This is a genomic window from Telluria sp. Soil_C_11, from assembly GCF_057657395.1.
This window is the reverse complement of record NZ_JBDGIN010000007.1, coordinates 225466-239608: the sequence shown is the minus strand read 5'-3', so window position 1 is coordinate 239608 and position 14143 is coordinate 225466. Positions and strand designations below refer to the sequence as shown.

The following is a 14143-nucleotide window of genomic DNA, read 5'->3' as shown; positions in this document are numbered from 1 at the left end:
GTCGAATGCCAATAACCCGAATGTTTTCAATGGCTTGCATAAGAAATTATATGCATTTCCAGGCGCGCCGACGACGGTAAATACGGCGGACTCGGCTGTGACGGCAGGCTCAAGCTTGGTTACGATGGGATTCATCTAGAGCAAAAACTGTTGGTTAAAAGCGTTTGCCGTCAACAAGGCCATTGTCATGAATTCTTCGATTCGCGCGCCCGAGGCAGGCATGCCTCCATTGCAACGGGATGCCGCCGCGCCAGCCGGGCAGGATGCGTTTCAGGACAGGATACAAGTGCTCGAATTCGCCTGCCAGGGGCAGCGTTTCGCGGTGCCGCTGTCGTGCGTGCGGCGCGCCGTGCTCAGCGCCCATCCCAGCCCCTTGCCGGGCGCCATCGAGATCGTGCTCGGGGTGCTGAACATCGGTGGCGACACCGTGACGGTGCTCGATTTCGCGCGCCGCGCCGGATGCGCCCCGACTGTCATCGACCCCACGCAGCAGTTCCTGATCGTCGACCTGGGTGGCTTCCTGTGCGCGCTGGTGGTGGACAGCATCGTCGGTCCCGGCGAGGCCGCGCGGGCCGGCGGCGGCTGGCCGGGCGCGGCCGGCGTCGCCGGGTTCGTCGACGGCGCCTTGCAGTTGCCGGATGGCCTGTGCCTCGTGATCGATCCGGCGCGCTTCCTGTTCGCGCACGAGCGGGAACAACTGGCGCAGTCACTGGCGGGAGCATCGCGTGGACGCCACTGAAGAATCCGCGCCGGGTGCCGCTGCGCTGGACCTGGCCGCGCAACGGATCGAGGCGGAGATCGGGCTCGATTTTTCCGGCGCCAAGCGCAGGCAGTTCCGGCTCGCCCTCGGCAGGATGGCGGCGGCGCTGGGCTACCCGAGCCCCGAAGAATGCGCGGCCTGGCTGCTGGAAGGCGGTTGGGACGAGGCGCGCAGCGCGCTGTGCGCACGCTTCTTCACCATCGGCGAGACCTATTTTTTCCGCGAACCGCGCGCGCTCGACCTGCTGTGCGACCATGCGCGCGCGCATTTCGCGCAGGGCGCGGCCCGGCCGCTGCGGGTCTGGAGCGCAGGCTGCTGTACCGGCGAAGAACCCTATTCGATCGCGATGGCGCTGCGGCGCCGGGTTCCGCAGCTCGCGCCGGACATGGTGAGCATCCTCGCCACCGACCTGAACGCGGCCTTCCTCGAGGTCGCGCGCGCCGGCGCCTACCGGCGCTGGTCGTTCCGCCGCACTTCCGCCGCCGACCAGGCGGCGTTCTTCCGGCCGCGTGAAGACGGGCGCCTCGAGATCGATCCGTCGATGCGCGAACAGGTCCGCTTCGCCCGCCTGAACCTGGTTTCCGGCGCCTACCCGTCGGCGGCGACGGCGACCGAGGCGATCGATGTCATCTTCTGCCGCAATGTCCTGATGTATTTCCGGCGCCCGCAGGTCATGCAGGTGACTGCGCGGCTGCGCGATTGCCTGGTGGAGGGCGGCTGGCTGGTGGTGAACGCGAGCGAGGCGTCGCCGGACCTGTTCCCGGGCCTGACGCCGGTGCCCTATGGCGATGCGGTGTTCTTCCGCAAGGATGCGAAAACGGCGTCCGGTCCGGCGCCGTCGTCGGCGCGCGCCTGGACCGTGCGCTCCGGTGCGGCCAGAGCGCCGCTGCGCAGGACCGCGGCGCCGGCGCCGACCCCGGTGCGGGCGGCGGTGCAGGAGTGCGCGCCGGCGCCGCAGGATGCGCTGATGGCGCGCGTGCGCACGCTGGTCGAGGCCGGGGCGCGCGAAGAAGCGCTGCAATGCCTGCGCCGTGCGGTCGAGGCCAACCCGCTGTCGGCGACCCTGCAGCAGGGCGCCGCGCTGTTCGCCCTCGAACACGGCGACCGGGCGATGGCGCGCCAGGGCGTGCGGCGCCTGCTCTATCTCGATCCGGACAGCGCGATCGGGCATTACCTGTCGGCGCTGATCGAGGATGCCGAGGGCAGGCGTGCCCCGGCCATGCGCCTGCTGCATGACTGCCGCCGGCTGGCCGCGGCGGACGGCGCCGACGCCGATCTGCGCGGCGCGGTCGACCAGTGGCTGGAGCGCATGCAATGAACGGCTTCGACTGGGACGCATTGATGCGGCGCCTGGAAGCCAGCGCCGCCTCGCTGGCCGCGCTCGGCGGCGACGACCAGGCGGCGCGCGAACGCCTGCTGAGGGAGCGCGCCGCCGCTCTGGCCGCCGCGTCCGCCCCCGCGGCGGCGGCCAGGCCGGACGACGGCATCGAGGCGCTGGCGTTCCGCTGCGCGGGCGAACGCTATGCCTTCGATGCGGCCTGCGTCGCGCGCGTGCTGCCGCTGCTGCCGCTGACCGCGATCCCGGGCCTGCCGGCCTTCTATGCCGGCGTCACCATGGTCGATGGCGAGGTGCTGGCCGTGCTCGACCTGCGCGTCCTGCTGGCCTTGCCGGTGTCCGAACTGGCCGACCCGAGCGCGCTGATCGTGCTGCGCGGCGAGGACAAGCGCTTTGCGGTGCTGGCCGAGGCGGTCGACGGCGCCTGCCGCTTCGCCCCCGAAGGCCTGGGCCATTGCCTGCCGATGCTGGCCGACCTCGATAAAAGCTATCTGCTGGGCGTCGCCCCCGACCGCACCGCGCTGCTCGACGCGCGCCGCCTGTTGAACGATTCCACCCTGGTCGTGAATGCCGACCGCTGAAACAGGAGATTTCTAATGCGTATGTTTGCCGACCTTTCCACCCGCGCGAAGCTGATACTCGGCTTCGGCCTGCTGGTTGCGGCGATGGCATCGAATAGTGCCCTGTCCTACAAGGCCATGGCCGAGCAGCGGGCCACGCAGCAGATCTTGTTCGACGGCGATGTCGGGATCGCGCTGAAGGTAGAAGCGCTGCGCAACGCCATCAACCGCGAGCGGGTCGCGCTGCTGTCGCAACTGGTCGCCGGATCCTCCGCGGAGGCGGGCTTCGGCCACCAGCTCGACGCCGAGAAGGCGCTGATCCGGACCCTGCTCGACGAGCTGGGCGCCCACCAGGAGGCAGACCATGCCTATGCCGGCGATTACGCGCGCCTGGTAGCCGCACATCACGATTACAGCAGCGTGCGCGACAACGAGGTGCTCGGCCTGTACAAGGCGGGCCAGCGTGCGGCGGCGCTGGAGGCGGCCACCGGGCGGCTGCAGGGCAAGTTCGACCAGTTCAGGGCGGTCGCCGAGCAGACCAGCAAGGTGCAGATGGCCCAGGCACAGGAGCGCCTGCAGGCCGGCGCCGCGCTGGTGGAACACGCCGTCACGCGTCTGGTCGCGTTCAATGTGGCCGCCGTGCTGCTGGCCTGCGTCATGGCCTACTGGTTGAACCGTGCGATTGCCGATCCGCTGCGCCAGGCGACCGCGGTGGCGGTGCGGATCGCCACCGGCGACCTGCGGGTGGAGGTGCCCGCCAACCGGGGCCGCGACGAGGTCGGCCAGTTGCTGCGCGCGCTCGCCGAGATGGTGGATGCGTGGCGCAACCTCGCCGCCGAAACCAGCCGCGGGGTTGCCACCTTGAGCGGCGCGGCCGGCGAAATCCTCGCCAGCACCGCGCAAGGGGCGGCCAGCTCCGTCGAGACCGCGGCCGCCGTCAGCGAAACCACCGCCACCGTGGAGGAAGTCAAGCAGACCTCGATGCTGTCGAGCGAGAAGTCGCGCGCGGTGTCGGAGTCCGCGCAGGAAGCGGCCCGCACCGCGGCCGAAGGACGCCGGGCGCTGGAGGAAAGCATGCAGGGCATGCAGACCATCCAGGAAAAGATGGAAGCGATCGCCAGCACCGTGGTGCGCTTGAGCGAGCGCAGCCACGCGATCGGCGAGATCACGGCCAGCGTCGCCGGCCTGGCCGAGCAGTCGAACCTGCTTGCCGTGAACGCGGCGATCGAAGCCGCCAAGGCCGGCGAACACGGCAAGGGCTTCGCCGTGGTGGCGCAGGAGGTCAAGAGCCTGGCGGAGCAGTCGCGCCAGGCCACGCGCCAGGTGCGCGAGATCCTCGGCGATATCCAGAAGAGCGTCGGCGCGGCCGTGATGATCACCGAACAGGGCGCCAAGACCGTGGCCCAGGGCGTCGACCAGGTGGGCCAGGCCAGCCGCGCCATCCGCGACCTGGCGGACAATATCGCCGACGCCGCGCAGGCCGCGGTGCAGATCGCGGTGTCGAGCCAGCAGCAGCAGGCCGGCATGGACCAGGTCGCGCTGGCGATGGAAAACATCCAGCAGGCCAGCGCCGAAAACGCGGCCGGTTCGCGCCAGGCCGAAGCCTCGGCCCGCAACCTGCACGCCCTGGGCCAGTCGCTGCGCCAGATCGTCGACCGTTTCCAGCTCTGAGCGCCATGAGCGACCAGCAGTTCCTGCAGCGCCTGCGCACGATCTTCAGCGAAGAAGCGCGCGAGCACCTGGCGCAGATCGACGCCGCCCTGGTCGCGTTCGAACAGGCGGACGGGCCTCAGCGCGCCCCGGCGATCGAGCAGGCCATGAAAGCCCTGCACACGCTGAAGGGAGCGGCGCGCGCGGTCGACGAACGCGAACTCGAGCGCCTGTGCCATGCGCTGGAAAGCGTGCTGGTGGCGGCGCGCGAAAGCGGTCCGCCGCCGTCGGCCGAACAGTTCGACGCCATGCACCTGGCCGCCGGCGCGGCCCGCGAGGTGGTCGACGCGCCCGGCCTGCGCAGCCGCAAGCGCGCCGCGGTGCTGGCCGGGAAGCTCGAAGACATCGCGCAACAGTTGCCGGGGGCATCGGGCGGCGTGTCGTCGGCCGCCCCGGCCCCGGCCCCGGCCCCGGCCCCGACGCCGCAGGCGCCGGCGCCATCCGTGCAGGACCAGGCCGGGCCGCCCGGTACGCCTGCCGACCGGGAACCGGAGCCGGAACCGGAGCCGGAGCCGGAACAGGCGTTGTCCGAGGGGCGGGACGAGGGCGCGGGTGAACTCATCCGGGTGGACGGCCGCAGCATCGACGCGATCCGCGCGCAGGCCGAGGCCCTGTTGCCGGTCGAGTTGAAGCTGCGCCACCATGTCGAGGAACTGCGCGCGCTGGCGGCCGGGATGGCCGCGCGCCGGCGCGACGAGGCAGCGGGGCCGGAACGGCAGGACAGCGCATCCTTCGAACTGGCCTGCGAACGCCTGGCCAGCGGGCTGGAACGCACCGGCAAGGAACTGCATGCCGTGCGCGCCCGCCTTTTCGATGCCGCATTGCAGACCGCGCTGGTGCCGTCGGCGATGGCGCTCGACGAGCTGCCTGGGCTGGTGCGCAACCTGGCGCGCGGGCACGCCAAGCAGGTCCGCCTGGAGACGCGTGGCGCCGGCGTGGAGATCGACCGCCGCGTGCTGGGCGTGGTCCGCGAAGCGCTGATCCACCTCGTCACGAATGCCGTCGACCATGGCATCGAGCCGCCCGCGGTGCGCGCCGCGGCGGGCAAGGATCCGGCCGGACGCATCGAGATCGCCGTGACCCAGCTCGATGCGCGCACCGTGGCGCTGCGGGTCTGCGACGACGGCGCCGGGATCGACGCCGACGCGGTCGCGCAGGCGGCAGTGCAGCGCCTGGGGCTGGACCAGGCCGCGCTGGCGCAGATGGGCGAAGCGCAGAAGCTGCAGCTGGCCCTGCGCTCCGGGGTATCGACCCGGTCCGAAGTCACGTCGGTGTCGGGGCGCGGCATCGGGCTGGCGATCGTGGCCGAGCAGGTGGCCGCGGCCGGCGGCCAGGTGCTGGTGCGGACCGCGCCGGGGGCGGGGGCGTACTTCGAACTGCTGCTGCCGGTCGGCGTCGCCAGCCTGCGCGCGCTGGTCGTGGAGGTGGACGGCGCGCGCTATGCGGTGCCGCTGTCGGGGCTGGAATCGGTGCGCAGCGCGGCCCAGGCGGCGATCCGCACGGTCGAGGGTATCGAGACGGTGCTGGCGGATGGGCGGGTCCTGCCGCTGGTGCGGCTCGGGGCGCTGTTCGGCAGCGCGCGTCCCGGCCAGGAGGGCGGGCAGGGCGTGGTGATCGTGGCGCGCGTGGGAGACCAGGCCTTCGGCATCCAGGTCGATGCCATCGTCGCCGAGCAGGATGTGCTGCCCAAGCGCCTCGGCCCCATGCTGCGGCGGGTGCGCTGGTTCAGCGGCGCGGCGCAGCTCGGCGACGGCGCCCTGGCGCCGGTGATCGCGCTCGAGGACGTCGCCGCCCACGGTTTCGGCAGCGCGCGCGCCGCGCCGGCGGCGCAGGCGCCCGCGAAAGGCGTCAAGCGGGTGCTGGTGGCGGAAGACTCGGTCACCTCGCGCCTGCTGCTCAAGCATCTGCTGGAAGGCGCCGGCTGGAGCGTCGACACCGCCGTCGACGGACTCGACGCCCTGTCCAGGCTGCGCAGCACGCGCTACGACGTGGTGGTGAGCGACGTCGAGATGCCCCAGATGGACGGGCTGGCGCTCACCGCCAGCATCCGCGCCAACCCGGCCACCGCCGAGCTGCCGGTGGTGCTGGTGACCTCGCTCCAGACGCCGGAACAGCGCGAGGCCGGCCTGCGCGCCGGCGCCGACGCCTACTTCACCAAGGGCAGCTTCGACCAGGACCGGCTGCTGGCCACGCTGCGCCGCGTGGGCGGCATGGAGGCGCCATGATCAGGGTGCTGGTGGTGGACGATTCGAGCTCGGTGCGCGCGCTGCTGGAAAACATCCTCGGCGCCGCTCCCGGCCTGCGGGTGGTGGGCTGCGCTGCCAACGGCGAGGAAGCGCTGCAGCTGGCGCAGGTACTCAAGCCCGACGTCATCACGATGGACCTGCAGATGCCGCGCATGGACGGCTACGAGGCGATCCGCCAGATCATGCAGGCCTGCCCGACGCGGATCGTGGTCGTCAGCGGCGGCGAGGACCGCAAGGAAGTCGACGCCAGTTTCCGCGCGATCGAGGCGGGAGCGCTGGTGCTGGTGCGGCGCCCGTACGGCATCGGCAATCCGGCCCATGCGGAAAGCGCGCGCGCCCTGGTGCGCACGGTCAGGGCAATGGCCGAGGTGAAGGTGGTGCGGCGCTGGGGCGACGCGCGGCGCCCGGCGCCGCGCAGCCAGGCCGCGCAGCGGCGGCTGGTGGCGATCGGCGCCTCGACCGGCGGGCCGACCGTGCTGCGCGATATCCTGGCCGAGCTGCCGCCCGGGTTTCCGCTGCCGCTGGTGATCGTCCAGCACCTTGCGCCCGGTTTTACGCGCGGCCTGGCCGACTGGCTGGCGGGCGCCAGCGGTTACCCGGTCGAGCTGGCTCACGACGCCCAGCCCCTGCTGGGCGGGCGCGCCTACCTGGTGCCGGAGGGGCGCCAGGTGGCGCTCGCCTCCGGTCCCGTCTGCAGGCTGCTGGAGGCGCCGCCGGAGCACGGCATGTGCCCGTCGGTGTCGCACCTGTTCCGCGCCATCGATCCGGAGCTGCGTCCGGCCACGGCGGCGGTGCTGCTAACCGGCATGGGCAAGGACGGCGCCGCCGAAATGAAGCAGCTGCGCGAGCATGGCGCGCTGACGATCGCGCAGAACCGGGCCAGTTCGGTGGTGTACGGCATGCCCGGTGAAGCGGTGCGGCTGGATGCCGCGATGCTGGTGCTCGAGCCGTCCGAGATCGGCAAGCTGCTGGTGCGGCTGCCGGCCGATCCCTTCCCTCCATCCCTATCCCAACAATGAAAACCGAAATGAGCACCGCACGTTCAAGACACGAGAACGAGATCGAGATCCTGGTGGTGGAGGACAGCGCCACCCAGGCCCGCCAGCTGGCGCAAATGCTGGAAGGCGAAGGCGGCTTCCGGGTCCGCATCGCCAGCGACGGCAGGGAAGGGCTGCGCGAAGCGCGGCGCCAGCACCCGACGCTGATCGTCACCGACATCGCCATGCCGAACATGGACGGCTTCGAGATGTGCAAGGAGATCAAGCGCGACAAGGCGCTGCGCGACATCCCGGTGATCCTGCTGACCTCCCTCAGCAGCCTGTACGACGTGATCAAGGGCCTCGATTGCGGGGCCGACAATTTCATCCGCAAGCCTTTCGAAGCCAATTACCTGCTTGGCCGCATCCGCTTCATCCTGGCGAATCGGGCGCTGCGCTCCAACGAACGGGTGCAGCTCGGGATGCAGGTCAACCTGGGCGGGCAGACCCATTTCATCACCGCGGAACGCCAGCAGATCTTCGACCTGCTGATCTCGACCTACGAAGAAGCGATCCACATGACCGAGCAGCTGCGCGCCCAGCAGGCGCGCATCGCCCACTCCTACCAGTCGCTGGAAGGGCTGTACCGGGTGGCCGAGGCGCTCAATCCGGTGCTCTCGGAGCAGAAGGTGGCCGAGCTCTCGCTGGATCGCGTGCTGGACCTGCCGGGCGTGGAAAAGGCCGCGATCACGCTGCTCGACAACGACGGCAAGCCGGCCTTCCGGGCCGCGCGCGACGCCTCCGGCGATGCGGTCGAGCCGTGCGGGTGCGACGCCTCGGCCGGCGCGGAGGCCTGCCATGGCCGGTCCAGCCTGCGGATCCCGCTGGCGGCCGGGGTTCGCCCGCGCGGGGTGATGTGCCTGACCCTGATGGACGGCGACCTGAACAGCGACGACCGGACCGTGCTCGAGACGGTCGGCAGCCAGGTCGCGGTGGCGATCGAGCGCGCCCACCTGTACGCGCATATGGAAAGCCTGGTGCACGAGCGCACGGCGGCGCTGGAAGCGGAGCGCGCGCTGCTGTCGAGCGTGGTCAACACCAGCGGGGCACTGGTCGTCGTGTGCGACGGCGCCGGCATCATCCGCCTGTTCAATCCGGCGGCCGAACAGACTTCGGGCTGGCGCGCCGAGGAAGTGCTGGGCCAGGAGTTCCGCAAGTTCTTCCGCAGGGCCGATGACACCAAGGTCACGTTCGAGCCGCCGCCGCGCGATGCCCCCCCGGTTCAGCAGAGCGGCGAATGGCTGGCGCGCGACGGCACCGTTCGCAAGGTCATCTGGTCGACGACCTGGCTGCGCGGCGCCGACGGCGAGGTGGCGTGCGTGGTCTCGACCGGGATGGACGTGACCGAGCTGCGCGGCACCGAGGAGCGGCTGCGCTACCTCAGCAACTTCGACCAGGAGACCGGCCTGCCGAACCAGGTGCTGCTGCGCGACCGCGTGCGCCAGATGAAGGCCCGCGTGATCGAAGGCAGGCAGGTGATCGGCTACCTGTCGGTCAAGGCTGCGCGCCTGCAGGTGATCAAGGCAAGCCTGGGGCTGGAAGCCGAGCAGGCGCTGCTGCGCCAGGTCGCCGGCCGCCTGGGCGAACTGGCGGAAGGCGACCTTACCGTCGCCCGCACCGGCGAGCGTACCTTCGCGATCGGGGCGCTGTGCGCCAACGAAAGCGAGGTCGGCACCCTGGTGCGCCGGGTGCAGGAGCTGATGGACCGGCCCTTCGAGTACCAGGGTGAAGACGTGCACCTCGATCCCTACATCGGGGTGGCGCTGTTCCCGAACGACGGCCAGGACTTCGACAGCGTCGCCCAGGGCGCCGAAGCGGCGCTGCAGCGGGCCCTGGCCAGCAAGGATGGCCGCTGCGCCTTCTACCGGCCCGAACTCAACGAGGGCATGGTCGAGCGCTTCCGCGTCGAAAACGGCTTGCGCCGCGCGCTCGAGCGCGGCGAGTTGATCAATTACTACCAGCCCCAGGTCAGCCTGTCGACCGGCGAGATCGTCGGCTTCGAAGCGCTGATGCGCTGGCAGCACCCGGAGCTGGGCCTGGTCCCGCCGGGCCGCTTCATCGGCCTGGCGGAGGAGACCGGGCTGATTCTGCCGATCGGCGAGCGGGCGTTGCGCATGGCCTGCGAGCAGAGCTGCGCCTGGCAGCGCGCCGGCCTGCGCGCCGTGCCGGTGTCGGTCAACCTGTCGGCGCGCCAGTTCTCGGAACGGATCGCCGACACGGTCGGCCGCATCCTCGCCGAGACCGGCCTCGAACCCGGCCTGCTCGAACTGGAGCTGACCGAAACCGCGTCGATGGACGATCCGCAGAAGACCTTCGAGACGCTGCGCAAGCTGAAGGACATGGGGGTGCGGCTTGCCATCGACGACTTCGGCACCGGCTACTCCAACCTGAACTACCTGAAGCGCTTCCCGGTCGACAAGATCAAGCTCGACCAGTCCTTCGTGCGCGACCTGACCAACGACCCGGACGACCTGTCGATCTCGCGCGCGGTGATCGCGATGGCGCACGGGCTGCGGCTCGACGTCATCGCCGAAGGCGTGGAGACCGAGGGCCAGCTGGCGCTGCTGGCGCAGAACGGCTGCGACGAGATCCAGGGCTACCTGTTCAGCCGCCCGGCGCCGCCCGCCGAGTGCGAGCGCATGCTGCGCGAAGGGAAGTCGCTGGCGCTCGACAAGCTGCAGCCGCAGCCCTACGAGCGCACGCTGCTGTACCTGGACGACGAGGTGAACCTGCTGGCGGCGGTGCGGCGCGCGCTGCGCAACAGCGGCTACCGGGTGCTGACGGCGAGCGACGCCGACGAGGCTTTCGAGATCCTGGCCACCAACGGCGTCGGCGTCATCCTGTGCGACCAGCGCATGCGCGGCATGAGCGGCACCGAGTTCCTGTCGCGGGTCAAGCAGATGTATCCGAACGCGGTGCGCATGGTCTTGTCCGGCTATACCGACCTGCAGTCGGTGACGGACGCCGTGAACCGGGGCGCGATCTTCAAGTTCCTGACCAAGCCCTGGATCGAGGAAGAGCTGGCCGAGGCGGTGCGCGACGCGTTCGTGGAATTCGAATCGAAGGGAGGGGGCGCGAACGCCCCCCGGCGCCTGGAACCTATCCCAGCCGGGCCTCTTCGATGACGCCGTCGGCGGCGAAGGCGTCGATCTCGTCGTCGCCGTAGCCGTACTCGCGCAGCAGTTCGCGCGAATGCTCGCCCAGCACCGGCGCATGGCGGCGCACGCTGGTGGGCGTTCTTGAAAAGTGCAGGGGACACCCCAGCGCCCGCGTGGAGCCGGCCTGCGGATGCTCGACCTCGACCACCATTCCGCGCGCCAGCACCTGCGGATGGCTCAGCGCCTCGCCGATGGTGTGGACCGGGCCGACCGGTACGCCGGCGGCGTCGAACGCCGTCATCCATTCGGCGCGGGTGCGGGTGCGCAGCACCTCGCCCATCGCATCGGTGAGGACCGGCAGGTTGGCCATGCGCGCGCTGTTGTCGGCAAAGCGCGGATCGTCGCGCCACTCGGGGTGGCCGAGCACGTCGGCGATGCGCTCCCAGTTGGCCTGGTTGGCGCCGCCGATGTTGATCCAGCCGTCGCTCGCCTGGAAGGCCTGGTAGGGCGCCGCCAGCAGGTGCGCCGAACCGGTCGGGCCGGGCGATTCGCCGGTGGCGAAATGGATCGCCGCATGCCAGTAGGTCTGCTGCAGGGCCGCTTCCATCAGCGAGGTTTCGACCACCTGGCCCTGGCCGGTCTTCTGCTTGTGCGCGTAGGCGGCCAGGATCCCGACCACGGCCAGGATGCCGGCGTTGATGTCGGCGATCGAGTTGCCGGTCTTGGCCGGCGCGCGCCCGGGTTCGCCGGTCACCGACATCAGGCCGGAAAAGCCTTGCGCGATCAGGTCGAAGCCGCCCTTGTCGGCATACGGGCCGTCGCGGCCGTAGCCCGATACCGAACAGTAGATCAGGCCGGGGTTGATCTCCCGTAGCGTTTCGTAGCCGAGGCCCAGCCTTTCCAGGGTGCCGCGGCGGTAGTTCTCGGTCAGGACGTCGGCCTGCTTGACCATGTTCAGCAGGATCTCGCGTCCCTTCGCGTGCTTCAGGTTGAGCGCGATGCCGCGCTTGTTGCGGTTGAGGATCATGAACGGCGCCGAGACGCCGTTCACGCGCGGTTCGCGGTAGCCGCGCGAATCGTCGCCGCCGGGGAGTTTCTCGACCTTGATGACGTCGGCGCCCATATCGGCGAGCATCATGCCGCAGGTGGGGCCGGCCATGATCTGCGCGAGCTCCAGCACGCGCATGCCGGCCAGCGGCCCGGGATGAGGTTTGTTGTGGGTGTCTGTCATGGGGAAGTCCGGTTCACGACCCGCTCCACACGGGCTTTTGTTTGTCCAGGAAAGCGGTGACGCCGATCCTGAAGTCCTGGCTGCCGTAGCAGGCGGACACCAGGTCGTCGCCCTGCGGCACGGTTTCCGCCACCACGCGGCGGATCGCTTCCTTCGATACGCGCTGGGTCACCGGCGCCAGCTTTTCCAGCTTTGCGCACAGCCGGTCCGCCGCGGCATCGATCGTTGCGGCGTCGGCGATTTCGGTGACGAAGCCGCATTCCAGCGCTTCCTGGGCGGAGATCAGGTCGGCCAGCAGCAGCATGCGCTTGGCGCGCGCCACGCCGAACGCGGCCACGACCCGGGCCGTGTTCGCCATCGACAGGCAGTTGCCCAGGGTGCGCGCGATCGGTACGCCGAAGGAGGCGGTCGGGGCGGCGATGCGGAAATCGCAGGCCGCGCTGATGGCGAGACCGCCGCCGATGCACCAGCCGTCGACGATGGCGACGGTCGGCATCGGCAGCCGTTCGATCTGGCCGATGCGCAGGTCGATGGTCTTTTCGTAGGCGATGCCATCCAGCCCGCCCTCGAACGCCTTGAATTGTTCGATGTCGGTGCCGGCCACGAAGGCTTCGCCCCCGGCGCCGCGGAAGGTGGCGACGCGCACGTCGGAACGGCTGGACAGCTCCTCGCAGATGCGTCCCAGCTCTTCGTACATCGCCCAGGTCATGGCGTTGCGCGCCTGCGGGCGGTCGATCAGGATGGCAGCGATGCCGTTTTCGACGGTCAGCTGCACATGGCCGTTACTCATGGAGCTCCTTTGCAATGTTGGATGTGGGAGCCGGCCGGTCAAGCACCCCGGCCGGCTGCCCGGTTTACACGGCGACGGTAGGTTGCGGCTGCAGAGGCAGATGGGCTTTCTCGTCGAACTGATTCTGCGGCTTCATCGCGAAGGCGGTGATCGAACCCACCACCATCAGCGCCATCGAGAAGATGAACGGCGTATCCCAGTTGCCGGTCTTGTCGATCAGCCAGCCGCCGAACAGCGGGCTGATGATCGCTGCGAGCGCCGAGCCGGTATTCATCATGCCGCTGGCGGTGCCAGAGAACTTCGGCGCGATGTCCATCGGGATCGCCCACATCGGGCCGATGGTGAATTCGATGAAGAAGAAGCCGAGGCTCAGGCAGATCGCCGAGATCACCAGGTCATGGATGAACATCAGCGGCACCAGCGAGGCCAGGGTCAGCAGCATGCAGATCACGACGATGTTGCGGCGCGCGGTGTTCAGGTTGCCGGTCTTTTTCAGCAGGTGGTCGGAGACGATGCCGCCCAGCGCATCGCCGACCACGCCGGCGAAGAACACGCCGGCCGAGAAGATCGCGGACTTCTTCAGGTCGAGCTGGTAGTTGTGCAGGAAGTATTGCGGAATCCAGCTCAGGAACAGCCACAGGATCCAGCCGTAGCAGAAGTAGGTGATGGTCACCGGCATCATGCGCTTGAACAGCGGCATCCAGGGGACTTTCGGGCGGTCCTTGTACTGCTTGTACTCGGGCAGCACGGCCAGTTCGTCCCTGGTGATGCGCGGATGGTCGGCCGGGTTGTCGCGGAAGCTGATGGCCCACCACAGCACCCAGCCCAGGCTGATGCAGCCGAGGATGATGAACGAGCCGCGCCAGCTGGTGGCCGCCATCAGCGCCACGACCAGCGGCGGGGTCACCGCGTTGCCGAGGCGTGCGCAGGCGTGCGTGATGCCCTGTGCGAAGCCGCGCTTCTCGGCCGAGAACCAGCTGGCCATGGCGCGGGTCGCGGTCGGGAAGGTCGCGCCTTCGCCCAGGCCCAGCAGCATGCGCGCCAGGAACAGGGACACCAGGCCGGTGGCCAGGCCGCTGAGGATGGTGGCGCCGGCCCAGACCAGGGCGCAGATGGTCAGGGTCTTGCGAGCGCCGAACTTGTCGCCCAGCCAGCCGCCGATGATCTGGAACACCAGGTAGGGGTAGGCGAAGGCGGAGAAGATCAGGCCCAGCTGGGTCTTGCTGAGATCGAACTCCTTGCCGAAACTGGCGGCGGCGGTACTGACGTTGACCCGGTCGACATAGGTAATCAGGTACATCACGCAGAGTAGTATCAGCACCTGCGTCGTGGCACGGCTTGCTTTCATGTGGTGTCTCCTGTTCGAATTTTTCTT

The 14143-nt window shown here is 69.7% G+C and carries 10 protein-coding genes; 7 read left to right on the top strand and 3 right to left on the bottom strand.

Annotated elements, in window-relative coordinates; genetic code table 11:
• Window positions 1-187 precede the first annotated feature (187 nt).
• From AC3A6M_RS14280 to AC3A6M_RS14250, 7 genes are read left to right on the top strand one after another with little or no spacing between them, the layout of a single operon-like run.
• Entirely contained in the window at window positions 188-739 is a 552-nt protein-coding gene (locus tag AC3A6M_RS14280; protein ID WP_487853378.1) for a chemotaxis protein CheW, read from the top strand.
• Window positions 726-2078, top strand: coding sequence for a CheR family methyltransferase (locus AC3A6M_RS14275; protein WP_487853377.1), 1353 nt, complete (start codon window positions 726-728; stop codon window positions 2076-2078). Before AC3A6M_RS14280 ends, AC3A6M_RS14275 begins: the two co-directional genes overlap by 14 nt.
• Window positions 2075-2677, top strand: coding sequence for a chemotaxis protein CheW (locus AC3A6M_RS14270; protein WP_487853376.1), 603 nt, complete (start codon window positions 2075-2077; stop codon window positions 2675-2677). The genes AC3A6M_RS14275 and AC3A6M_RS14270 overlap by 4 nt, the downstream gene beginning before the upstream one ends.
• A 15-nt stretch (window positions 2678-2692) precedes the next feature.
• Entirely contained in the window at window positions 2693-4327 is a 1635-nt protein-coding gene (locus tag AC3A6M_RS14265; RefSeq protein ID WP_487853375.1) for a methyl-accepting chemotaxis protein, read from the top strand.
• A 5-nt stretch (window positions 4328-4332) separates the two neighbouring features.
• Window positions 4333-6591: a hybrid sensor histidine kinase/response regulator gene (locus AC3A6M_RS14260; protein WP_487853374.1), complete on the top strand. Its 2259-nt coding sequence runs from the start codon at window positions 4333-4335 to the stop codon at window positions 6589-6591.
• Window positions 6588-7631 carry a chemotaxis-specific protein-glutamate methyltransferase CheB gene (cheB, locus tag AC3A6M_RS14255; protein ID WP_487853373.1) on the top strand — a complete coding sequence of 348 codons (1044 nt, stop codon included), beginning with the start codon at window positions 6588-6590 and terminating at the stop codon, window positions 7629-7631. Before AC3A6M_RS14260 ends, cheB begins: the two co-directional genes overlap by 4 nt.
• 8 nt (window positions 7632-7639) lie before the next feature.
• Window positions 7640-10774, top strand: a complete 3135-nt coding sequence (locus tag AC3A6M_RS14250; RefSeq protein WP_487853372.1) for an EAL domain-containing protein — start codon at window positions 7640-7642, stop codon at window positions 10772-10774.
• Here AC3A6M_RS14250 and AC3A6M_RS14245 read toward each other — a convergent pair.
• The 3 genes from AC3A6M_RS14245 to AC3A6M_RS14235 form a co-directional block, all read right to left on the bottom strand.
• Window positions 10749-11978: a CaiB/BaiF CoA transferase family protein gene (locus AC3A6M_RS14245; protein ID WP_487853371.1), complete on the bottom strand. Its 1230-nt coding sequence runs from the start codon at window positions 11976-11978 to the stop codon at window positions 10749-10751. The two genes, AC3A6M_RS14250 and AC3A6M_RS14245, sit on opposite strands and share 26 nt — an antisense overlap.
• 13 nt (window positions 11979-11991) lie before the next feature.
• Window positions 11992-12768, bottom strand: a complete 777-nt coding sequence (locus AC3A6M_RS14240; RefSeq protein ID WP_487853370.1) for an enoyl-CoA hydratase/isomerase family protein — start codon at window positions 12766-12768, stop codon at window positions 11992-11994.
• A gap of 64 nt (window positions 12769-12832) precedes the next feature.
• Window positions 12833-14116, bottom strand: coding sequence for an MFS transporter (locus AC3A6M_RS14235; RefSeq protein ID WP_487853369.1), 1284 nt, complete (start codon window positions 14114-14116; stop codon window positions 12833-12835).
• Window positions 14117-14143: the final 27 nt, after the last annotated feature.

Excerpts from the sequence above, each read along its gene's own strand:
- AC3A6M_RS14250 (WP_487853372.1), top strand. The coding sequence starts at position 7,640 with ATGAGCACCGCACGTTCAAGACACGAGAACGAGATCGAGATCCTGGTG.
- AC3A6M_RS14265 (WP_487853375.1), top strand. The coding sequence starts at position 2,693 with ATGCGTATGTTTGCCGACCTTTCCACCCGCGCGAAGCTGATACTCGGC.
- AC3A6M_RS14270 (WP_487853376.1), top strand. The coding sequence starts at position 2,075 with ATGAACGGCTTCGACTGGGACGCATTGATGCGGCGCCTGGAAGCCAGC.
- AC3A6M_RS14245 (WP_487853371.1), bottom strand. The coding sequence starts at position 11,978 with ATGACAGACACCCACAACAAACCTCATCCCGGGCCGCTGGCCGGCATG.
- AC3A6M_RS14260 (WP_487853374.1), top strand. The coding sequence starts at position 4,333 with ATGAGCGACCAGCAGTTCCTGCAGCGCCTGCGCACGATCTTCAGCGAA.
- AC3A6M_RS14280 (WP_487853378.1), top strand. The coding sequence starts at position 188 with ATGAATTCTTCGATTCGCGCGCCCGAGGCAGGCATGCCTCCATTGCAA.
- cheB (WP_487853373.1), top strand. The coding sequence starts at position 6,588 with ATGATCAGGGTGCTGGTGGTGGACGATTCGAGCTCGGTGCGCGCGCTG.
- AC3A6M_RS14235 (WP_487853369.1), bottom strand. The coding sequence starts at position 14,116 with ATGAAAGCAAGCCGTGCCACGACGCAGGTGCTGATACTACTCTGCGTG.
- AC3A6M_RS14240 (WP_487853370.1), bottom strand. The coding sequence starts at position 12,768 with ATGAGTAACGGCCATGTGCAGCTGACCGTCGAAAACGGCATCGCTGCC.